Annotated in this window: 22 protein-coding genes and 1 pseudogene; 19 read left to right on the top strand and 4 right to left on the bottom strand. The window is 70.0% G+C overall.

What is annotated here, in order from left to right; translation table 11 throughout:
* Positions 1-45 precede the first annotated feature (45 nt).
* Entirely contained in the window at positions 46-762 is a 717-nt protein-coding gene (gene pyrF, locus VEC04_RS08745; protein WP_324776023.1) for an orotidine-5'-phosphate decarboxylase, read from the top strand.
* On the opposite strand, the gene VEC04_RS08740 is transcribed toward pyrF, so the two are convergent.
* The 3 genes from VEC04_RS08740 to VEC04_RS08730 form a co-directional block, all read right to left on the bottom strand.
* Positions 759-1,592: a hypothetical protein gene (locus VEC04_RS08740; RefSeq protein WP_324775889.1), complete on the bottom strand. Its 834-nt coding sequence runs from the start codon at positions 1,590-1,592 to the stop codon at positions 759-761. The two genes, pyrF and VEC04_RS08740, sit on opposite strands and share 4 nt — an antisense overlap.
* 127 nt (positions 1,593-1,719) lie before the next feature.
* Positions 1,720-2,199, bottom strand: a complete 480-nt coding sequence (locus VEC04_RS08735) for a hypothetical protein (protein ID WP_324775887.1) — start codon at positions 2,197-2,199, stop codon at positions 1,720-1,722.
* A 58-nt stretch (positions 2,200-2,257) separates the two neighbouring features.
* Positions 2,258-2,497: a DUF1674 domain-containing protein gene (locus VEC04_RS08730; RefSeq protein ID WP_324775886.1), complete on the bottom strand. Its 240-nt coding sequence runs from the start codon at positions 2,495-2,497 to the stop codon at positions 2,258-2,260.
* A gap of 101 nt (positions 2,498-2,598) precedes the next feature.
* Between VEC04_RS08730 and htpX the strand changes: the two genes are divergently transcribed.
* The 7 genes and pseudogenes from htpX (at position 2,599) to VEC04_RS08695 (ending at position 8,055) form a co-directional block, all read left to right on the top strand.
* Complete coding sequence (htpX, locus tag VEC04_RS08725; RefSeq protein WP_324775884.1) at positions 2,599-3,555, top strand: zinc metalloprotease HtpX; 957 nt, start codon at positions 2,599-2,601, stop codon at positions 3,553-3,555.
* 46 nt (positions 3,556-3,601) lie between these two features.
* Entirely contained in the window at positions 3,602-3,883 is a 282-nt protein-coding gene (locus VEC04_RS08720; RefSeq protein WP_324775882.1) for a hypothetical protein, read from the top strand.
* 94 nt (positions 3,884-3,977) lie between these two features.
* The gene (locus tag VEC04_RS08715) at positions 3,978-5,210 is read left to right on the top strand and encodes an argininosuccinate synthase (protein WP_324775881.1); all 1,233 of its coding nucleotides are present in this window, start codon (positions 3,978-3,980) and stop codon (positions 5,208-5,210) included.
* Positions 5,211-5,520: 310 nt separating this feature from the next.
* Positions 5,521-5,988 (top strand): translation initiation factor IF-2, encoded by a 468-nt coding sequence (locus tag VEC04_RS08710; RefSeq protein WP_324775879.1) that lies wholly within the window; start codon positions 5,521-5,523, stop codon positions 5,986-5,988.
* Between the two features lie 109 nt (positions 5,989-6,097).
* The gene (locus VEC04_RS08705; RefSeq protein ID WP_324775877.1) at positions 6,098-6,745 is read left to right on the top strand and encodes a hypothetical protein; all 648 of its coding nucleotides are present in this window, start codon (positions 6,098-6,100) and stop codon (positions 6,743-6,745) included.
* A 46-nt stretch (positions 6,746-6,791) separates the two neighbouring features.
* Positions 6,792-7,424 (top strand): annotated as a pseudogene (locus tag VEC04_RS08700) (LysE family translocator).
* A gap of 82 nt (positions 7,425-7,506) precedes the next feature.
* Positions 7,507-8,055, top strand: a complete 549-nt coding sequence (locus VEC04_RS08695) for a CC0125/CC1285 family lipoprotein (RefSeq protein WP_324775875.1) — start codon at positions 7,507-7,509, stop codon at positions 8,053-8,055.
* 40 nt (positions 8,056-8,095) lie between these two features.
* Here VEC04_RS08695 and VEC04_RS08690 read toward each other — a convergent pair whose 3' ends face one another.
* Complete coding sequence (locus VEC04_RS08690; RefSeq protein ID WP_324775873.1) at positions 8,096-8,836, bottom strand: DUF6065 family protein; 741 nt, start codon at positions 8,834-8,836, stop codon at positions 8,096-8,098.
* 52 nt (positions 8,837-8,888) lie between these two features.
* Between VEC04_RS08690 and VEC04_RS08685 the strand changes: the two genes are divergently transcribed.
* The 11 genes from VEC04_RS08685 to trpB all read left to right on the top strand — a co-directional run bounded on the left by VEC04_RS08685 (position 8,889) and on the right by trpB (position 18,776).
* Entirely contained in the window at positions 8,889-9,410 is a 522-nt protein-coding gene (locus VEC04_RS08685; RefSeq protein ID WP_324775871.1) for a prolyl-tRNA synthetase associated domain-containing protein, read from the top strand.
* A 140-nt stretch (positions 9,411-9,550) separates the two neighbouring features.
* Complete coding sequence (locus VEC04_RS08680; RefSeq protein ID WP_324775869.1) at positions 9,551-10,285, top strand: alpha/beta hydrolase; 735 nt, start codon at positions 9,551-9,553, stop codon at positions 10,283-10,285.
* Complete coding sequence (locus VEC04_RS08675; RefSeq protein WP_324775867.1) at positions 10,278-11,402, top strand: PAS domain-containing sensor histidine kinase; 1,125 nt, start codon at positions 10,278-10,280, stop codon at positions 11,400-11,402. The genes VEC04_RS08680 and VEC04_RS08675 overlap by 8 nt, the downstream gene beginning before the upstream one ends.
* Before the next feature lie 78 nt (positions 11,403-11,480).
* Entirely contained in the window at positions 11,481-13,085 is a 1,605-nt protein-coding gene (purH, locus tag VEC04_RS08670) for a bifunctional phosphoribosylaminoimidazolecarboxamide formyltransferase/IMP cyclohydrolase (RefSeq protein ID WP_324775865.1), read from the top strand.
* Entirely contained in the window at positions 13,082-13,558 is a 477-nt protein-coding gene (locus VEC04_RS08665; protein ID WP_324775863.1) for a GNAT family N-acetyltransferase, read from the top strand. Before purH ends, VEC04_RS08665 begins: the two co-directional genes overlap by 4 nt.
* Positions 13,559-13,932: 374 nt before the next feature.
* The gene (locus VEC04_RS08660; RefSeq protein ID WP_324775861.1) at positions 13,933-14,688 is read left to right on the top strand and encodes a dienelactone hydrolase family protein; all 756 of its coding nucleotides are present in this window, start codon (positions 13,933-13,935) and stop codon (positions 14,686-14,688) included.
* Between the two features lie 18 nt (positions 14,689-14,706).
* The gene (locus VEC04_RS08655; protein ID WP_324775859.1) at positions 14,707-15,234 is read left to right on the top strand and encodes an AAA family ATPase; all 528 of its coding nucleotides are present in this window, start codon (positions 14,707-14,709) and stop codon (positions 15,232-15,234) included.
* Positions 15,234-16,133: a class I SAM-dependent methyltransferase gene (locus VEC04_RS08650; protein WP_324775857.1), complete on the top strand. Its 900-nt coding sequence runs from the start codon at positions 15,234-15,236 to the stop codon at positions 16,131-16,133. Before VEC04_RS08655 ends, VEC04_RS08650 begins: the two co-directional genes overlap by 1 nt.
* Positions 16,134-16,147: 14 nt before the next feature.
* Positions 16,148-16,867: a pseudouridine synthase gene (locus VEC04_RS08645; RefSeq protein WP_414642665.1), complete on the top strand. Its 720-nt coding sequence runs from the start codon at positions 16,148-16,150 to the stop codon at positions 16,865-16,867.
* A complete protein-coding gene (locus VEC04_RS08640) occupies positions 16,864-17,514 on the top strand; it encodes a phosphoribosylanthranilate isomerase (protein WP_324775853.1) in 651 nt (216 codons plus the stop codon). The genes VEC04_RS08645 and VEC04_RS08640 overlap by 4 nt, the downstream gene beginning before the upstream one ends.
* 77 nt (positions 17,515-17,591) lie before the next feature.
* Complete coding sequence (gene trpB, locus VEC04_RS08635; RefSeq protein ID WP_414642664.1) at positions 17,592-18,776, top strand: tryptophan synthase subunit beta; 1,185 nt, start codon at positions 17,592-17,594, stop codon at positions 18,774-18,776.
* The last annotated feature ends 1 nt before the right edge of the window (position 18,777 follow it).

The following is an 18,777-nucleotide window of genomic DNA, read 5'->3' as shown; positions in this document are numbered from 1 at the left end:
GCGTCCAGTCCCTAGCCGACCCCGAGGAGCGACGCCATGACGCCCGTGCTGACCGACCCGCGCCTGATCATCGGCCTCGACCTGCCCTCAATCGACGCCGCCCGCGCCATGGTCGAGCGGCTGGGCTCCACCATCTCGGCCTACAAGGTCGGGCTGACCCTGCTGGCGCGGCCCGGCGGCGTGGCCTTCGCCCACGAACTCCGGACGGCAGGCAAGTTCGTCTTCCAGGACTGGAAGCTGCACGACATCGGGGCCCAGGTGGAAGGCGCCGCCCGCGCCGTGGCCGAGGGCGGCTGCGACCTGCTGACCGTCCACGCCGAACCGCAGGTGATGCGCGGGGCCGTCAAGGGACGCGACGCCGCCGGGACGGGCACGAAGCTGCTGGCGGTGACGGTGCTGACCAGCCTGTCGGACGCCGACCTCGCCGAGATCGGCTACGGCTCGACGGCGGGCGACCTCGTCGAGCGGCGGGTGCGCCAGGCGCTCGACTGCGGCGTCGACGGCGTGGTCTCGAGTCCGCTCGAGGCGGCCCGGGTCCGCCGGCTGGCCAACGAGGCCGGGCGGCCGGACTTCCTGATCGTCACCCCGGGCGTGCGGCCCGAGGGCGCCGAGCTGGGCGACCAGCAGCGCGTGGCCACGCCCCGCGCGGCGCTGCAGGCCGGCGCGACCCATCTGGTGGTGGCCCGACCGGTGGTGGCGGCCGACAATCCGTTGCTGGCGGCCTCCTCGATCGTCGAGTCGATCGACGGGGTCGCCGTCTAGCCCCGCTCTCCGGGCTCCTGCCGGTACTGCTGGCGGGGCGGCGGCGCGTCATGGCGAGGACGCCTCGGCCGGTGCGGACGCGCCGGCGGCGGGGCCGGAGGCCCGTAGCGCGGCGGTTCGGGCAGATAGGGTGGCGGATACGGCGCCCGCTCGCGGCAGTCGCAGTCCCGCCGGTCCCGATCGTCGTGGCCGCGGTCATGGCGGTCGCGGTCGTAGTCCCCGTAGGCGCCGTACTCCTCGTAAGCCCCGTACTCTTCGTAGGCCTCGTACTCCTCGTAGCTTTCGTAGCTCTCGTACGAGCGTTCCTCGTAGCTGTCGTGACGCTCGCTGTAGCCGTAGCGGCCGCCGCGGTCGTAGTCGTCCTCGTAGCCGTATTCGTAGCGCGCGCCGCAGGACGGCGGCTGGCGGCCTTCGCGGCCGAAGCCGCTGACCACATAGCCGAACGGGGCGCTGGCGCAGGCGATGACCCGCCGGTCGATGTCGTAATAGACCGGCGCGCCCGTATAGCCGTAGCCCATGTCGCCGCCGTAGCCGCCGCCGACGTAGACCGTGCCGCCGCCAAAGCCGCGGCCGCGGATTCCGCCGACGTCGAAGGTGCGGGTGTTGAGATGGGATCTGGCCGAGGCTTCCGCGAAGGCGTGGGCGCTGGCGTTCACATTGATGTTCACGTTGCGCGAGCCGCCGCCGTGGCTGCAGCACGGAGGGGGCGGCGGCGGCGGGGGGGTGCAGCACGGACCCCCCGGATGGCCGCCGCCCCTCGGGTCGCCCGCGAAAGCTGGCCCGGCCGCGAGCAGGACGAAGGCGGCGGCGGAAAAGGTTAACACGCGCATGACACGGACTCCGGATGCTGGAGCCACACTAAGTCACTGGAAAGAAAAGGGTTCGGAATGCACCGAGAGGGCGAAAACCGGGCCCCGGCATTCCCCGGACGGCGTCAAAATTAACCTTCTCCGGCCTTCAGCGGTCGTAGAGGTAGACGTCGCCGCAGCCGCAATCGCGGTCGTAGCGGTCGTAACGTCGGTCGCGGTACGCGCGGCGGGACGACGGGTGCCGGTCGTCGTTGTAGCCCCAGACGTCGCGGTAGCCGGGGCGCGGACGGGGTTCGTAGCCGCCGTGATCGTAATGGCGCCCGTATCCGCGCCGATGGTGGCCGTAGCGGTCGCCGTAGCCGTAGCGCCGGTCATGGCCGTAGCCCTGATCATGGTAGCGCTCGCCGTAGACCGGAGCCGGCACATAGACCCAGGCCGGATCCGAATAGCCGTCGGCCCAGCGGCCGGTGTTCACATAGGACCGGGTCTCGACCTCGGACAGGGGCGTGCCGCCGACCACCCGCCCGTACGGGCTGACATAGACTGGCTGGCCCCAGGTCTGGGCCGCGGCCCCGCCCGCCAGTGAAAGGAACGCGAGGGCGCCGGCGACGGCGAGGGGGCGGATCATGGCGGCGAACTCCTGTGCGACAGGGTTAACGCCGTTCGCCCGCCGCGGTTCGCCGGCCTCAGAAATCGACCGCGAGGCCCTTCTTCTCCCAGTCGCCGTAGCGCGTCGGCTCGGGTCCGCGCGGGCCGCCATGCTCGGGCGGAAGGTCCGCTCCGGCCGCGGCCGCCCGGCGCTCCGCGGCTTCCAGCAGGGCCCGGCGCGCAGCCTCGCCGAGCGGCCGCTCGGGCGTGGCGTGCGGCACGTCCGCGTTGAAGGCGGCTTCGGGAGCGGGAGTGTCGGAGGTGGGATGATCGGTCACAGCGTTCGCGTCTTGAGCCAAACCCCGGGGATGCACAAGTTAGCGCCCGGCGCTTTTCGCGCCAGACACCGAGCCAGACACGACGAGAGTTTTCGCCACCGATGAACCACCTCAAGACCTTCGCCTTGCTCGCCGCCCTGACGGCGCTGTTCGCCGGGCTGGGCTATCTGATCGGCGGCGCGACCGGCATGCTGATCGCCCTGGTCTTCGCCGGCGGCATGAACCTGTTCAGCTACTGGAACGCCGACAAGATCGTGCTGCGCATGTACCGGGCCCAGCCGGTCGACGAGCAGCACCCCAACGCGGTGGTGCGCACCTATGTCGCCGACGTGGTCCAGATGGCGCGCGACGCCGGCCTGCCGCGCCCGGCCATCGCCATCATCCCCAACGACCAGCCCAACGCCTTCGCCACCGGCCGCAATCCGCAGAACGCCGCCGTCTGCGCCACCACCGGCCTGCTCGACATGCTGACCCGCGAGGAGATCCGCGGCGTCATGGCCCACGAGCTGGCGCACGTGAAGAACCGCGACACCCTGACCATGACGGTAACCGCCACCGTCGCCGGCGCCATCGCCGCCCTGGCCAATTTCGCCCTGTTCTTCGGCGGCGGCGACGACCGCGAGCGGCCCGGCGGCGTCATCGGCATGCTGGCGCTGATGTTCCTCGCCCCGATGGCCGCGGGCCTGGTGCAGATGGCCATCAGCCGCACGCGCGAATATGAAGCCGACCGCGTCGGGGCGGAGATCGCCGGCGACCCGGCCGCCCTGGCCTCGGCCCTGCAGAAGATCGAGGCCTGGTCGAAGCGGATCGTGAACCCGACCGCCGAGCGCAATCCGGCCTCGGGCCAGCTGTTCATCATCAACCCGCTGGCCGGCCGCGGCGCCGACAACCTGTTCTCGACCCACCCCGCCACGGGCAACCGGGTGCGGGCGCTGATGGAGCTGGGCGCGAAGATGGGCCTGGCCCGGCGCTCCGCGCCCCTCGTCGAGGTTTCGGCCGGACGCGCGACGACCAGCGTGCCGACCACGCCGTCGCACACGCCAGGCCCGTGGGGCTGACGAGCCGGTCTCTTGTCGTTTCAGGGCCGGGCGTTAGTCTGGCCCCATGGCTGACGAACCCACGACGGCTGAAGACGCCGCCGCCGGTCTTTTGAACGGCGTGATGCTCTGCCTTCTGGGCAGCGCCGTTCCGGGCCTCTTCATCTGGCAGCTTGTCAGTCGATGGCGAAGCCAGACACTCGATCTTGGTCTCGCCGCAGGGTCCGAGGCGGTCCCGTTTTTCGCCCTGGTGTTCTTCAGCCTTCTGTTCATCCGCACGGGCGTCCGGCTGCTGCTCGAGAATCTGAAGTATTTCCGGCGCCGTCCGGCTGCGCCGCCCCCGGAATAGGCCCGCCTCAATCGCGCCCTTGCATCGCGGGGCGTCTGGTCCTTTAAGCGCGCGCAACGTTTGAAACGCCTCCCCGCGTTCGAAGGACCCTTCCATGACCCTGCCCGCGCCCAAGAAAGTCGTGCTCGCCTATTCGGGCGGGCTGGACACCTCGATCATCCTCAAATGGCTGCAGACCGAATACGGCGCGGAGGTCGTGACCTTCACCGCCGACCTCGGCCAGGGTGAGGAGCTGGCCCCGGCGCGCGAGAAGGCGCTGAAGCTCGGCATCAAGGAAGAGAACATCTTCATCGACGACCTGCGCGAGGAGTTCGTGCGGGACTACGTCTTCCCGATGTTCCGCGCCAACGCCCTCTACGAGGGGCAGTATCTGCTCGGCACCTCGATCGCGCGGCCGCTCATCGCCAAACGCCAGATCGAGATCGCTCGCCAGGTCGGCGCCGACGCGGTCTGTCACGGGGCCACCGGCAAGGGCAATGACCAAGTCCGCTTCGAGCTCGGCTACTATGCGCTGGAGCCCGATATCCGGGTGGTGGCGCCGTGGCGCGAGTGGACCTTCAAGTCGCGCGAGCACCTGCTCGACTTCGCCGAAAAGCACCAGATCCCGATCTCGAAGGACAAGCGCGGCGAGGCTCCCTTCAGCGTCGACGCCAACCTTCTGCACTCGTCCAGCGAGGGCAAGGTGCTGGAGGACCCCGCCGTCGAGGCCCCCGAGTTCGTCCATCAGCGCACGATCTCGCCCGAGGACGCGCCGGATGCGCCGACCGTCATCAACATCGGCTTCGAGCGGGGCGACGCGGTCTCGATCAACGGCGAGGCCATGTCGCCGGCGACCCTGCTGACCGCCCTGAACCAGTACGGCCACGACAACGGGGTCGGCCGTCTCGACCTGGTCGAGAACCGCTTCGTCGGCATGAAGTCGCGCGGCGTCTACGAGACCCCGGGCGGGACCATCCTGCTGGCGGCGCACCGCGGCATCGAATCCATCACGCTGGATCGCGGGGCCATGCATCTGAAGGACGAGCTGGCGGTCAAATACGCCCACCTGATCTACAACGGCTTCTGGTTCTCCCCCGAGCGCGAGATGCTGCAGGCCGCCATCGATCACTCGCAGGCCAGGGTGTCGGGGACCGTGCGGGTCAAGCTCTACAAGGGCAACGCCACCGTCATCGGCCGCGAGAGCCCGCACAGCCTCTACGACCAGGAGCTGGTCACCTTCGAGGACGGGGCCGTGGCCTACGACCAGAAGGACGCCGCCGGCTTCATCAAGCTCAACGCCCTGCGGCTGCGGGTTCTCGGCAAGCGGGATCAGCGCGGCGAGGGCTGAACCCGCGCGATCCTGAGGATGGTCCCGGCGCGGTCGTCAGCGATCCGGATGGAGCCGTCCCGCGCCCCCGCCAGCCCGGCGGGCGAGCCGCGCGGATGGGCGCCGGGCACGGCGTCCCAGCCGGGGGTCAGAACCAGGGCGCGGCGCGCCGGCGGCGTCGGTCTCGATGGCGACCCGGATCATCGGATTTCCCCCGTCCCGCCAAGCTTGTCCCCTGCGGGTCGGCTCACAAATGGCCTCGCCACCGCCGTGGATTGGCGCCAACTTGCGGGCAGGAGCATGGGCTCCTTCGACCTGTCAGGAATCCTCTATGTCTCTTCGCATCATTCTCGCCGCCTCGGCCGTTCTGGCCTTCGCCGCGCCCGCTCTCGCCCAGGACGCCCCCGCCGCGCCGCCGGCCGCCGAAGCCCCGTCCGCGGCCGAGATCGCCATGGAAGCCAAGGGCGAGGCCTTCAAGGCGCGCATGGAGCAGATGCAGGGTGAGATTGAAGCCGCCATCAGCGGCGCCGGAACCGACCAGACCAAGGGCCTGGCCGATGTCGACGCCATTCTCGCCCGCTACGAGCCGGACATCGAGGGCTTCATCGTCGATTTCGAGGCCTTCATCGACGCAGAGGCCGCCGCCGAACCGGACGAGACCAAACGCGCCGAGATGTCGGGCGCCAAGATGGGCGTGCGTATGGCCCTGAGCGGTCTGCCGGCCCAGATCCGCGCCGCCGCCCAGTCCGCGCTGACGGCCCAGGCCACGGCTGCGACCGCCCCCGCGGCCGCCGAGTAACGCGCCATCCGGAAGGCGGCGGGCCGGTGCCCCCGCCGCCTTACGGCGATTTCACTTGAGACTGGACGATGTTCGGCGGATTTTGGCGAGGTCCCTCAGGAGCCCCGCCATGATCAAGGCCCTTTCCCTCGCCGCCGCCCTCGCCCTTCTGCCCCTCTCCGCCTCGGTCGCCGGGGATGTGCGGGGCCCGTCCGAAGACGCGCTCGAAGCCGCCGCCGAGGCCTTCGAGGCCCGGATGGAATCCTTCGGCGAACGCGCCGAGGCCATTTCCGACGATGAGAGCCTCACCGACGCCCAGCGCGAGCAGCGCATCGCCGCCCTGTGGGCCGAGTATCAGCCGGACGTGAACGCCTTCACGGCCGTGGTCACCGAGCACGCCGCCGGGATCGCCGCCGAGGCTCTGGCCGAGATCGATATCGAGGCCATGGTCGCCGAGGCGCTCGAGGGCGTCGACGCGGCCGCCCTGTCGGCCGAGGCCTTCGCGGGCCTGGACCTCGAGGCCATCACCGAGGAGGCCCTCGAGGGCGTCGAGGAGTCGGGCGGGGTCGAGGGCGCCCTCGCCACCGCCCAGGGCGTGGCCATGAACGGCTCGTGGGCCTCCAACGATCCCGAGCACATGGCCACCTACGGCCTCGTCGCCGAATACGCCCTCGGCGAGGCGCTGGATGCGGGCGACGCGGCCCTGGCTGCAGAAGTCGAGGCGACCGAGGCCGTCGAGGTCGACGTCGACGCCGACCCGGACCACGACGAGGGCTGAGCCTTCCGGGCTTGACCGCGGCCGCCGCTGACGCGACACGGCGGCCATGTCAGGCCTGCCCGTCGATCCGCACCTCTATCTGACCTTCCTCGGGGTCATGGCCGTCATGGCCGTGACGCCGGGGCCGGCCAACCTGTTCTCGGTCGCAAACGGGGTGCAGCGCGGCCCGGCCGGGGCCATGGCCGGCGTCGTCGGCATGAACGCCGCCACCCTGGTGTGGTTCGGCGCGGCGGCGCTGGGACTCGGCGCGCTGGTGGTCGCCTTTCCGCAGGTGTTCCGGCTGGTCTCGATCGGCGGCGCCCTCTACGTCGCCTGGCTGGGGCTCAACGCCCTGATCGGCGCCTTCCGCACCGCCGCCGATCCGCACGCCGCGACGATCCGGCTCGGCCGCAGCGCGCTGCTGGACGGCTTCATGGTCTAGATCGCCAACCCCAAGGCCGTGCTGTTCTTCACCGCCGTGCTGCCTCCGTTCCTCGACGTGGACCGGCCGGCCGCGCCCCAGCTGGCGCTGTTCGCCCTCGCCACCATCGGCATGGACGTGCTGTCGATGTCCGCCTACGGTCTGGGCGGCGCGGCGCTGGCCCGGCGCATGTCGGAGCCGCGTTTCCGGCGCGGTTTCGCCCTGGTCACCGGCGGACTGCTGCTGGCCGCGTCGGTGCTTATTGTCACGCGTTTATAAAGGCTTGTCCGGTGGCGGAACCGCGTTGTTCATGTGCCGTTCAGCAGCCAAGGCGTTTTCTGGGCGCCCAAGGAGAATTCCCATGAAGACTCGCGTCCTCAAGCCCGTCCTGCTGGCCATGACGGCGGCGCTGGCGCTCTCCGCCTGCGCGACGGCGACCCCCTACGGCCCGGCCGGACACGGCAGCCGCTACGGCTATTCCGACATGCGGGTCGACGACGACCGCTTCCGCGTCAGCTTCGCCGGCAATTCGGTGACCTCGCGCGAGCAGGTCGAGATGTCGCTGCTGCTGCGCGCCGCCGAGGTCACGCTGGAGAGCGGCCACGACTGGTTCGCCACCGTCAACCGAGTCACCGATCGCGACGTGCGCTACTCGGCCTCGCCCGACCCGTTCTATTACGACCGCTACCGCCCGTTCTGGGGCCCGTCGTGGCGCTACTACCGCCGCGGCTACTGGAGCCCGTGGCGCGACCCGTTCGGCCCGGAGATGGATATCCGCGAGATCGACCGGTACGAGGCCACCGCCGAGATCGTGGTCGGCAACGGGCCCAAGCCGGCCGGCGATCCGAACGCCTTCGACGCCCGCGAGGTGATCCAGAACCTCGGTCCGCGCGTGCCGCGGCCCATGTAGGACCGGAAGGCCCCTTCGCCGCCGGCGGAGGGGCTTTTTGTCACCCCAGCCTCGGCGTCTTCAGCCGCCGCTTGTTCGAGTGCGTCTCCGGCGCCGTGCCCAGCTCCTCGGGCAGTTCGCCCTTGAAGTAGAAGCGCTGCCACGCCTCCTTGGCCGCGTCGGGATCGCCCGAGGCCAGCCGCCGGTTGAAGTCGGTGCGCTGACGATTCCAGGCCTCGAACTGCCCCTTCATCACCGGATTGGAGTCGATCGAGCGGATCACCGGCTCGAAGGCCTCGGCCTTGCGGTGCTCGATCGGGGTGATGAAGCAGAATGGCTCGCCGCGTTCGAACTTGACCCGCCCGGGCCGGGTGAACAGCCAGTTCATGGTGAAGGGGAAGGGCAGCCAGTCCGTCTCGATCAGGCCCGTCAGCGGGGCGATGCCGTCCTTGACGTGGTTGGGCGCGCCGGTGGCCAGCAGCCCCCAGCCGGGCGGTGTGCGGAACAGATACTGCGGGTGCATCGTGATCACCCCGCGCGAGAAATGCGAGGTGACGATGTGGTGCAGGTTCGGCGCGTGCCGGTCGGGCGTGATGACGATGTCGTTCTGGCTCGGGCCGCCGTTCCACTCGGCGGTGAAGGCGATCGGGCACAGCACCTCCCAGCCGGTGGTGTTGGCCATCGACAGCGGCAGGCAGCGGTAGGGGTGCCGGCTGGGGAAGGCGTCCATCCAGTCGCGCGCCTGCCGGCCCGGCACCAGGTCGCACGGCTGGTCCGACATCGGATAGCATTCCAGTTCCACGGCGGCGCTCCGGACGGTATCGGGGGTTCTCGTTCCTCACTAGCTGCGCCCCATGACCGAACACAAGACGCCCGCTTTCGACCGTGACCGCCTGCTGGCGTGGCTGGCGCAGAACGGTGTGGCCGCGACCACGCACGACCATCCCGCCGTCTTCCGCGTTGACGAGGGCCACGAGCTAAAGGCCGCCATGCCCGGCGCCCATACCAAGAATCTGTTCCTCAAGGACAAGAAGGGGAAACTCTGGCTGATCTCCGCCCGGCAGGACACGGTGGTCGACCTGAAGCGCGCCCCGAAGGTCATCGGCTCCGACCGGTTGTCGTTCGGAAACGAAGCCCTGCTCTACGAGACCCTCGGCCTGACCCCCGGCTCGGTGACCGCCCTCGGCCTGATCAACGACCCGGACCAGCGCGTCACCTTCGTCCTCGACAAGGCCCTGTGGGACGCGGACATCGTCAACTTCCACCCCCTGACCAACACCGCCACGACGGCCCTGACGCAGGCGGACTTCCGGAAGTTTCTGGCGCTGATCGGGCGGGAGCCGATGGTGGTCGATTTCAGTCGGCTGAATGGCTGAGACCCGGCGCGCGGCCCACGGCGCCGCTTGCGCCTTCCCCCGCGGCATCTAAGGTGGAGCCCGGCCTCCCTGGCCGGAGGGCTGACGTGACCGCCACCGAACGACACAACGTACGAGTGCGTGGCCGCGGGGACGCGCCCATGATGTTCGCGCACGGCTTCGGCTGCGACCAGAACATGTGGCGGTTCGTGGCCCCGGCGTTCGAGGACGATTTCCGGACCGTGCTGTTCGACTTCGTCGGAGCCGGCGGATCGTCGCTCGATGCCTATGATCCGGAGCGGTACTCTCAGCTGTCCGGCTACGCCGACGACGTGATCGATGTCATCGAGGAGCTCGGGCTCAGCGGCGTCGTCTTCGTCGGCCATTCGGTCAGCGCCATGATTGGCGTTCTCGCCGCCCTGAAGAAGCCGGACCTGTTCTCCAAACTCGTCCTCGTCGCCCCCTCGCCGCGCTATATCGACGACGAGGGCTACGTCGGAGGGTTCACGGTCGATCAGATCGAGGAGTTGCTGGCCTTCCTCGGCGAGAATCCCATGGCCTGGTCCCAGGCAATGGCGCCCGCGATCATGGGCAACGCCGATCGGCCCGAGCTGGGCCAGGAGCTGACGGAAAGCTTCTGCCGCATGGATCCGGAGATCGCCAGGGGGTTTGCGCGGGTGACCTTCACCGCCGACAATCGCGAGGATCTCGCGAGGGTGTCGCATCCGACCCTGATCCTGCAATGCAGCGACGACATCATTGCGCCGCTCTCCATCGGCGATTTTCTGCGGGACCAGATCGCCGGCAGCCGGCTGATCGTGCTGAAGGCGACGGGACATTGCCCGAACCTGAGCGCGCCCGAGGAGGTCGTCGAGGCGATCCGCGGATTTGTCTGACACCACCAAAGGCGCGCCGGGGCGTCCCGGCTACGACGAGCTTGAAGCGCTCTTCGAGGACGCGCCCTGTGGCTATGTCATTTTGTCGCCCGACGGTCGCATCACGCGCGCCAACCGCACTCTGGCAGGCTGGATCGGGGCCGATCCGGACGAGCTGGCCGGAAAACACCTGCGCGATCTGCTCACGCTTCCGGGCCGCATTTTTTACGAGACCAATTTCGCTCCCGCGCTCAGCCTGCAGCGGGAGCTGGAGGAAGTGGCCCTCGATCTGGCCACAGGGCCGTCGGAGCGGCTGCCGGTCCTGATCAGCGCCCGCGCGTTGCGGGATGGCGAGGACCGGCACGTCGGCGCCCGGATGATTCTGGTCCGCGCCGCCGAACGGCGAAATTACGAACGCGACCTGCAGGGCCGGGAGGCGGAGGCGATCCAGCGCCTGAAAGACGAGAAATCTACGGCGGAGCTCCGGGAGCAGTTCATCGCCGTGCTGGGCCACGATCTCCGAAATCCCCTCGCGTCCATCGTCGGCGCGACGCGTCTCCTGCGTCGGGAGACCACCAGCGAAAAGACCCTCCGGGTGCTGGAGATGATGGAGACCAGCGTCCATCGTATGGCCGATCTGATCGACGATGTGATGGACTTCGCCCGGGGCCGGCTGGGCAGCGGCATTTCCATCCAGCGCGAGGTCGCTCCTCTGGAGCCGGTGCTGCGTCAGGTGATGGCGGAGCTGGAAATCGCCCAGCCGAGCCGAACCTTCGTCTGCGATTTCGCCCTGAAGGAACCCGTCAGCTTCGACGAGGGCCGGATCGGCCAGCTCGTCTCCAATCTCCTCGGCAACGCTGTCGCCCATGGCGATCCCCGCGGCCCGATCGGCCTGTCCGCATCGACGGCCGACGGACGGCTGACCCTGTCCGTCAGCAACGCCGGCGAGCCGATCCCCGCGGCGGCGATGGAGCGGCTGTTCCAGCCCTTCTTCCGTGGCCAGGTGCGCCAAAGCCGCCAGGGGCTCGGGCTCGGTCTCCACATCGCTTCGGAGATCGCCAGAGCGCACGGCGGCCAACTCACGGTCCGCTCAGACCGCACGGAGACACGCTTCACCCTGACCATGCCCTGCCGCTGAACGGCGGCGGTTCAATCCGCGCGCGGACAGTGCTAGACGCGCCCCGTCTCCCCGACCTCCAGCATTACGGACGCCGCCATGCCCGCCGCTCCCGACTTTCCTCCCGCGCCCGACTGCGTGGCGCCGAAGCGCGCGCTGATCTCGCTGAGCGACAAGACCGGGCTGGAGGCGGCGGCGCGCGCCCTGCACGATCTCGGCGTCGAACTGGTCTCGACCGGCGGCACTCGCGCCGCCATCGCCGGCTTCGGCCTGCCGGTGAAGGACGTGGCCGACCTGACCGGCTTCCCCGAGATGATGGACGGCCGGGTCAAGACCCTGCACCCGGTGGTCCACGGCGGCCTGCTCGGCGTGCGCGACGAGCCCTCGCACGCGCGGGCGATGCAGGAGCACGGCATCGGCGGCATCGATATCGCCTGGATCGATCTGTACCCGTTCGAATCAACAGTTGCTTCCGGGGGCGGTTTCGAGGCGGCGGTCGAAAACATCGACATCGGTGGCCCGGCCATGATCCGCTCGGCCTCCAAGAACCACGGCTACGTCGCCGTCTGCGTCGACAAGACCGGGCTCGACGAAGTGCTGGCGGCCCTGAAGGCCGACGGTGCCACCAGCCTGGAACTGCGCAAGCGCCTCGCCGCCCGGGCCTTCGCCCGCACCGCCGCCTATGACGCTGCCGTTTCAGGCTGGTTCGCCGGACAGGTCGGCGACGCCGCCCCGGCGCGCAAGTCGGTCGCCGGTTCGCTGGTCCAGACCCTGCGCTACGGCGAGAACCCGCACCAGACCGGCGCCTTCTACCGCACCGGAGAGTACCGCCCCGGCGTCGCCAACGCGCGCCAGCTGCAGGGCAAGGAGCTCGGCTACAACAACATCGCCGACGCCGACGCCGCCTACGAACTGGTCGCCGAATTCGAGGCCCCGGCCTGCGTCATCGTCAAACACGCCAATCCCTGCGGCGTGGCGGTCGGCCACGACCTGACCGAGGCCTACGCCCGGGCGCTGGAGTGCGACGCCGTCTCGGCCTTCGGCGGCGTGGTGGCGGTGAACCGGCCGCTGTCGGGCGCCGACGCGAAGCTGATCACCGACATCTTCACCGAGGTCGTCATCGCCCCCGGCGCCTCCGACGAGGCCCGGTCGATCTTCGCAGCGAAGAAGAACCTGCGCCTGCTGCTCACCGACGGCCTGCCCGATCCGCTGGCGGCCGGCGAGGTGTTCCGTTCGGTCGCCGGCGGCTTCCTCGTGCAGGGCCGCGACCGCTCGCGTATCGCCCCGTCGGACCTGAAGATCGTCACCCGCCGCCAGCCGACGCCGCAGGAGATCGAGGACATGCTGTTCGCCTTCACCGTGGCAAAGCACGTCAAGTCCAACGCCATCGTCTATGCCAGGGACGGCCAGACCGCCGGCATCGGCGCCGGTCAGATGAACCGCCGCGACAGCGCCCGCATCGCGGCCATCCGCGCCCACGAGGCCGGCGAGGCGAAAGGCTTGGCCCACTCCCTCGCCCAGGGCTCCGCCTGCGCCTCCGAAGCCTTCTTCCCCTTCGCCGACGGCCTGCTCGAAGCCGTCGCCGCCGGCGCCACCGCCGTGATCCAGCCCGGCGGCTCCATCCGCGACGACGAGGTCATCGCCGCCGCCGACGAACAGGGCGTCGCCATGGCCTTCACCGGCGTGCGTGTGTTCCGGCATTGATCAGAACGGCGCCCATCATCCGCGTTGAAGCCGCCGACCCCGGCGATGAGGCGGCGCGCGCCCTGCTGGACGCCCTGTCGCGGACGCTTGAGGCGCTCACCGGCGCAAGCGGTCGGGCGTCGTTCGACCCCGACGATGTGCGCGGCGCCGGAGCCTGTTTCCTGCTGGCTCATGGCCCCGAGGGCGAGGCGCTCGGTCGCGGAGGCTACCGGCCGCTGGAGCCCGGCGTCGCCGAGATAAAGCGGATGTATGCGGTCCCGGGGAGTCGCGGCGTCGGGGCCGCCCTTCTGGTCGCGCTGGAACGCCGGGCGCGGTCCGATGGGTATGAAACAGTCCGACTGGAGACGCGCCGGGTGAACAGCCGGGCCGTCGCCTTCTACGAACGCTCGGGCTATGTCCGGATCGCCGCCTACGGTCGCTACATCGGTCGGTCCGACGCCGCTTGTTTCGGAAAGTCGCTGCAGGACGGTTGAACCCAAGCTCTGCCGTTCCACCTTCTCGCTTCCTGGAGCATGCTGGCTATCCGCCGCCAGCCATCACACTTTCGCGGACGAGCTCTGGCGATTCCAACGGCTTGCGAAAAAGTCAGCGCCCTGAACGCGCCTGAGGAAGCGGCGGCCCCATAATGCCCGCCGGTCTTTGACATCGCAGCTCTCCCGCCCGCCGCCCAGGCCGGTGTCCGTCTCCCGCCCATCCCGGGCCATGCCGACTCTGCCCACTCTGACACAGCGAATTCCGGCGCCGACCCTGCCGACTCTGACACACCGAAATTCCGGTTTCACCCGGATAAAACCTGCCAGACCGATCCCGCCTTCCTCCACCCCCGCCCTTCGCTATGGTGGCGCCTATGGACACCCTCTCCCAGCGCTGGGCCCGGCTTGAGCCCCACACCACCATGGTCGGCCCCGACGACGACCGGCCGCGTCCCGCGGTGCTTCTGTTCCACGGCTGCGGCGGCCTGCGCGGCCATCTGCCGAAATACGCCGAAGTGGCCAGACAGGCGGGCTGGCGCGCCTTCACCGTTGACTCCTACGGCCCGCGCGGCTGGAGCCGGGCGTTCGCCATGGCCACCGTCTGCACCGGCCTGCTGCTGCGCGGCCACGACCGGGCCGGCGACATTCTCGCCACCCTGCAGGCCGTGTCGCAGCGCCCCGACGTCGACGCCTCGAAGATCGCCCTGGCCGGCTGGAGCCACGGCGGCTGGGGTATCATGGAGGCCATGAGCGCCGACCGCTCCCGGCCGGCGCTGGGCGTCGCCGATCCCGGCGCAGTCAGCCTCGATGGCGTCATCGCCACCTACCTGGCCTATCCGTATGTCGGCGTCGCCGCCTTCAACCGGATGCGGCCGTGGCGGCACTGCCCGAAGACCCTGGCGGTGATCGCCCGCTCCGATCACCTCACCACGGTCCGCAACGCCGAGCGGGTCCACGCCATGATCCGCGACTGCGGCGCCGAGGTCGAGACGTGGATCGCCGACGGCACCCACAGCTTCGACGAGCCGATGACCGCCCCGCCGATGCGCTATGACCCGGTGCTCAGCGACGAGGCCCTGCGCCGCTTCGGGGCCCTGCTCCACGACGTGGCGGTCGCGCCCGCCGCCTGAGGCCGCTATAGGCCGGGAATGACCACCCTTATCGTCCTGTACGGCCCCCCGGCCGTCGGCAAGCTGACCGTGGCCCGCCGGCTGGCCGAGCGCACGGGATTTCGACTGTTCCACAATCATCTGACGGTCGACCTGGCGCTCAGCCTGTTCGACTTCGGCACACCCGGTTTTCGCGATCTGCGGGCGGCGGTCTGGCGCACGGCGTTCGAGGCCGCGTTCGCCGCGGGGATCGATGGCCTGATCTTCACCTTCACACCCGAGCCGTCGGTGGATTCCGGTTTCATCCCGGGCCTTCTGGATCAGGCCCGCCGCGCCGGCGGCCGAACCCTGCTGGTGGAGCTGACCGCTCCGGCGGAGGTGCTCAAGGCGCGGATCGGGACCCAATCCCGCCGGGACACCGGAAAACTCACCGATCCGGTCCTGTTCGCCGACTTGCTGGACAAGGGCGTGTTCGCCACCGGCGGCATGCCCCCGCCTTCGCTGGCGGTGGACACCAGCCAGTATTCGCCGGCCGGGGCCGTCGACCAGATTGCACAGGCCCTTTGATGACGACCCTCCTCTACGGCCGCCCCCCGGCGGTGTTCGATCCCCCCGGCGACGCGATCCAGACCTCGCCCCTGATCCCCGGCTCCACGCCGCTCGAGTCCGTGCCCGAAAGCTCGGCCGACGCCGCCATGATCTACGCCCCGCCCGGGGTGCTGGAGCGGCGCCATACCCTCGCCCTCGCCCTGCGCGCGCTGAAGCCCGGCGGCCGCCTCGACGTCATGGCCCCCAAGGACAAGGGCGGCTCCCGCCTGAAGAAGGAGCTGTCCGCCTTCGGCCTCGAGGTCGGCGAGAGCGCCAAGGCCCACCACCGCCGCTGCGTGGTCGTGAAGCCGCAGACGGTCGAGGGTCTGGAAGAGGCGATCGAGGCCGGGGCGCCGCGAGCCGTCTCCGGTCTGGAGGCCTGGTCCCAGCCGGGCGTCTTCGCCTGGGACCGCGTCGACGCCGGCACTCTCCTGCTGGCCCAGGCCCTGCCGCCGCTGAAGGGCGTAGGCGCGGATCTCGGCTGCGGCTACGGCGCGCTGGCCACGGTGGTGCTGCGCTCTCCGGCCGTGACCGCCCTGCGCCTGATCGATCTCGACCGCCGCGCCGTCGAGGCCGCCCGCCGCAACGTCGAGGATCCCCGCGCGAGCTTCGAATGGGCCGACGCCCGCACCGTGGAGGCGAGTGGCGACCTCGACTTCGTGGTCATGAATCCGCCCTTCCACGACGGCGGCGCCGAGGACCGCCGGCTCGGCCAGGCCTTCATCCGTCAGGCCGCGGCCATGCTGAAGAAGGGCGGCGTCCTCTGGCTCGTCGCCAACCGCCACCTGCCCTACGAGGCCGACATCGCCGGCGCCTTCAAACGCTCGCGCCCCGTGGCCGACAAGGGCGGCTACAAGGTGATCGAGGCGGTGAAGTGAGCAAGCCCGTGAGCATGCGCGTCGACCGCCTGCTCGGCTCCATGGGCTACGGTTCGCGAACCGAGATGGCCCGGCTTGGCAAGGCCGGCGGCATCGTCCTCGACGGCGTCGAGGTGACCGAGGTGTCGAAGCGCATTCCGGTGACGCCGGATCTTCCCTCCCGGATGCAGGTCGACGGCCGGCCGCTCGATCCGCCGCCCGGCCTCGTCCTGATGCTGCACAAACCGCTGGGCATGACCTGTTCGCACAAGGAGGACGGGGCGCTGGTCTATGACGTCCTGCCCGACCGCTGGCGCCGCCGCGACCCCGCCATCTCGACCATCGGCCGCCTCGACAAGCAGACGACCGGCCTGCTCCTGCTTACCGACGACGGCGACCTGCTCCACAGGGTCATCTCCCCCAAACGCCACGTGGCAAAGGTCTACCGCGCCACGCTGGCCCGGCCACTGGCCGGAACCGAACAGGCCCTGTTCGCCGCCGGTGGACTGGTGCTGGAGGGCGAGGACAAGCCGCTCGCCCCCGCCGAACTGGAGGTGCTGTCGCCGACCGAGGCGCGGCTGACGGTCACCGAGGGCCGCTATCATATGGTCCGCCGCATGTTCGCCGCCGTCGGCAACCACGTCGAGACCCTGCACCGCGAGCGCATCGGCGGCCTCGTCCTTCCCGACGATCTCGCTCCCGGCGAATGGCGTCTGCTGGACTCGGCGCAGATCGACGCCATCTTCGCGGCATGACCTCCGTCAAGATCTGCGGCCTGACGACGCCGGAAACGCTCGACGCCGCCCTCGCCGGCGGGGCGGCCTTCGTCGGCGCCGTGATCTTCCCGAAGAGCCCGCGCCACCTCGATCCGCTGCACGCCGCCACCCTGTTCGAACGGGCCCGCGGCCAAGGTCCAGGAAAGGCGAAGATCGTGGCCGTGACCGTTGACGCCGACGACGCCCTGCTGACCGAGATCGCCCTGATCCTGAAGCCCGACCTGATCCAGCTGCACGGCGCCGAGAGCCCGGCCCGGGCGGAACAGGTTCGCACCCTCACCGGCGCCGGTATCGTCAAGGCCCTGCCGATCCGCGCGCACGAGGACTTCGCCGAAGCCGAGGCCTGGGAGCCGTTCGCCGATCACCTGATGTTCGACGCCAGGCCGCCCGAAGGCTCGAACCTGCCCGGCGGCGTCGGGGTCCGGTTCGACTGGACCCTGCTCGCCGACCGGACCTTTCGCCGCCCATGGTTCCTCGCCGGCGGGCTGACCCCGGACAATGTCTCCGACGCCGTCCACATCTCCGGCGCGCCCGCGGTCGATGTGTCCTCTGGCGTGGAAACCGCCCCGGGTGTTAAGGACGCTGCCCTGATCGCGGCCTTCCTCGAGGCGGCGCGTTCGGCCTGATTTCCGCCGCTCCCCAAAAAGCCCAGATCGTGGGCGAGACATTTCCCGTGAACGCCATCCTTCCCAACAGCTACGCCATGCCCGACGCCGAAGGCCGCTTCGGCCCCTACGGCGGCCGGTTCGTGGCCGAGACGCTGATGCCGCTGATCCACGAGCTGAACGCGGCCTATGAGGCGGCGAAAGCGGATCCATCTTTCCAGGCCGAGCTGGACGGCTTCCTGACCGACTACGTCGGCCGCCCCAGCCCCCTGTATCTGGCCGAGCGGCTGACAGCGCACCATGGCGGCGCCGACATCTGGTTCAAGCGCGACGAGCTGAACCACACCGGCGCCCACAAGGTGAACAACTGCATGGGCCAGATTCTGCTGGCCATGCGCATGGGCAAGACGCGGATCATCGCCGAGACCGGCGCCGGCCAGCACGGCGTCGCGACGGCGACGGTGTGCGCCCGCTTCGGCCTGCCGTGCGTGATCTACATGGGCGCCACCGACGTCGAGCGACAGCAGCCCAACGTCTTCCGCATGAAGCTGCTCGGCGCCGAGGTCGTGCCGGTGACGGCCGGGCGGGCCACGCTCAAGGACGCCATGAACGAGGCGATGCGGGACTGGGTGACCAATGTCGAGGATACCTACTACCTGATCGGCACCGCCGCTGGCCCACATCCCTATCCGGCCATGGTGCGCGACTTCCAGGCGGTGATCGGCCGCGAGGTCCGCGCCTCGATGCTGGCCCGCAAGGAGAAGCTGCCGGACGCCTGCGTGGCGGCCATCGGCGGCGGCTCGAACGCCATTGGCCTGTTCCACCCCTTCATCGAGGACGCCGGCGTGCGCCTGATCGGCGTCGAGGCGGCCGGTCGCGGGCTCGACGGTCCGGACCACGCCGCCTCCCTGCAGGGCGGCCGTCCCGGCGTGCTGCACGGCAACCGCACCTATCTGCTGCAGGACGACGACGGCCAGATCCTCGAGGGCCATTCGATCTCGGCCGGTCTCGACTATCCCGGCATCGGGCCCGAGCACGCCTGGCTCAAGGACATCGGCCGCGCCGAATATAGGGCCGCGACCGACGCCGAGGCGCTGGAGGCCTTCCAGCTGTGCTCCAGGCTCGAGGGCATCATTCCCGCCCTGGAGCCCAGCCACGCCCTCGCCCGGGTCGGCGAGGTCGCGAAGGAAGTGGGCAAGGGGGGCGATGTCGTGCTCAATATGTGTGGGCGGGGCGACAAGGACATCTTCGCCGTGGCGAAGCATCTGGGCGTGGAGCTCTAGG

It is taken from the genome of Brevundimonas sp. (assembly GCF_035626535.1).
Lineage (GTDB): Bacteria > Pseudomonadota > Alphaproteobacteria > Caulobacterales > Caulobacteraceae > Brevundimonas.
Note: the sequence above shows the minus strand (reverse complement) of the source record. Positions and strands in the feature narration are given on the sequence as shown.

What these genes read in the sequence shown, in the direction of transcription:
- VEC04_RS08740 (WP_324775889.1), bottom strand. Translation starts at nt 1,592, where the DNA reads ATGCGCGTGTTAACCTTTTCCGCCGCCGCCTTCGTCCTGCTCGCGGCC.
- VEC04_RS08735 (WP_324775887.1), bottom strand. Translation starts at nt 2,199, where the DNA reads ATGATCCGCCCCCTCGCCGTCGCCGGCGCCCTCGCGTTCCTTTCACTG.
- htpX (WP_324775884.1), top strand. Translation starts at nt 2,599, where the DNA reads ATGAACCACCTCAAGACCTTCGCCTTGCTCGCCGCCCTGACGGCGCTG.
- VEC04_RS08720 (WP_324775882.1), top strand. Translation starts at nt 3,602, where the DNA reads ATGGCTGACGAACCCACGACGGCTGAAGACGCCGCCGCCGGTCTTTTG.
- VEC04_RS08715 (WP_324775881.1), top strand. Translation starts at nt 3,978, where the DNA reads ATGACCCTGCCCGCGCCCAAGAAAGTCGTGCTCGCCTATTCGGGCGGG.
- VEC04_RS08710 (WP_324775879.1), top strand. Translation starts at nt 5,521, where the DNA reads ATGTCTCTTCGCATCATTCTCGCCGCCTCGGCCGTTCTGGCCTTCGCC.
- VEC04_RS08705 (WP_324775877.1), top strand. Translation starts at nt 6,098, where the DNA reads ATGATCAAGGCCCTTTCCCTCGCCGCCGCCCTCGCCCTTCTGCCCCTC.
- VEC04_RS08695 (WP_324775875.1), top strand. Translation starts at nt 7,507, where the DNA reads ATGAAGACTCGCGTCCTCAAGCCCGTCCTGCTGGCCATGACGGCGGCG.
- VEC04_RS08685 (WP_324775871.1), top strand. Translation starts at nt 8,889, where the DNA reads ATGACCGAACACAAGACGCCCGCTTTCGACCGTGACCGCCTGCTGGCG.
- VEC04_RS08680 (WP_324775869.1), top strand. Translation starts at nt 9,551, where the DNA reads ATGATGTTCGCGCACGGCTTCGGCTGCGACCAGAACATGTGGCGGTTC.
- purH (WP_324775865.1), top strand. Translation starts at nt 11,481, where the DNA reads ATGCCCGCCGCTCCCGACTTTCCTCCCGCGCCCGACTGCGTGGCGCCG.
- VEC04_RS08660 (WP_324775861.1), top strand. Translation starts at nt 13,933, where the DNA reads ATGGACACCCTCTCCCAGCGCTGGGCCCGGCTTGAGCCCCACACCACC.
- VEC04_RS08655 (WP_324775859.1), top strand. Translation starts at nt 14,707, where the DNA reads ATGACCACCCTTATCGTCCTGTACGGCCCCCCGGCCGTCGGCAAGCTG.
- VEC04_RS08650 (WP_324775857.1), top strand. Translation starts at nt 15,234, where the DNA reads ATGACGACCCTCCTCTACGGCCGCCCCCCGGCGGTGTTCGATCCCCCC.
- VEC04_RS08645 (WP_414642665.1), top strand. Translation starts at nt 16,148, where the DNA reads ATGCGCGTCGACCGCCTGCTCGGCTCCATGGGCTACGGTTCGCGAACC.
- VEC04_RS08640 (WP_324775853.1), top strand. Translation starts at nt 16,864, where the DNA reads ATGACCTCCGTCAAGATCTGCGGCCTGACGACGCCGGAAACGCTCGAC.
- trpB (WP_414642664.1), top strand. Translation starts at nt 17,592, where the DNA reads ATGCCCGACGCCGAAGGCCGCTTCGGCCCCTACGGCGGCCGGTTCGTG.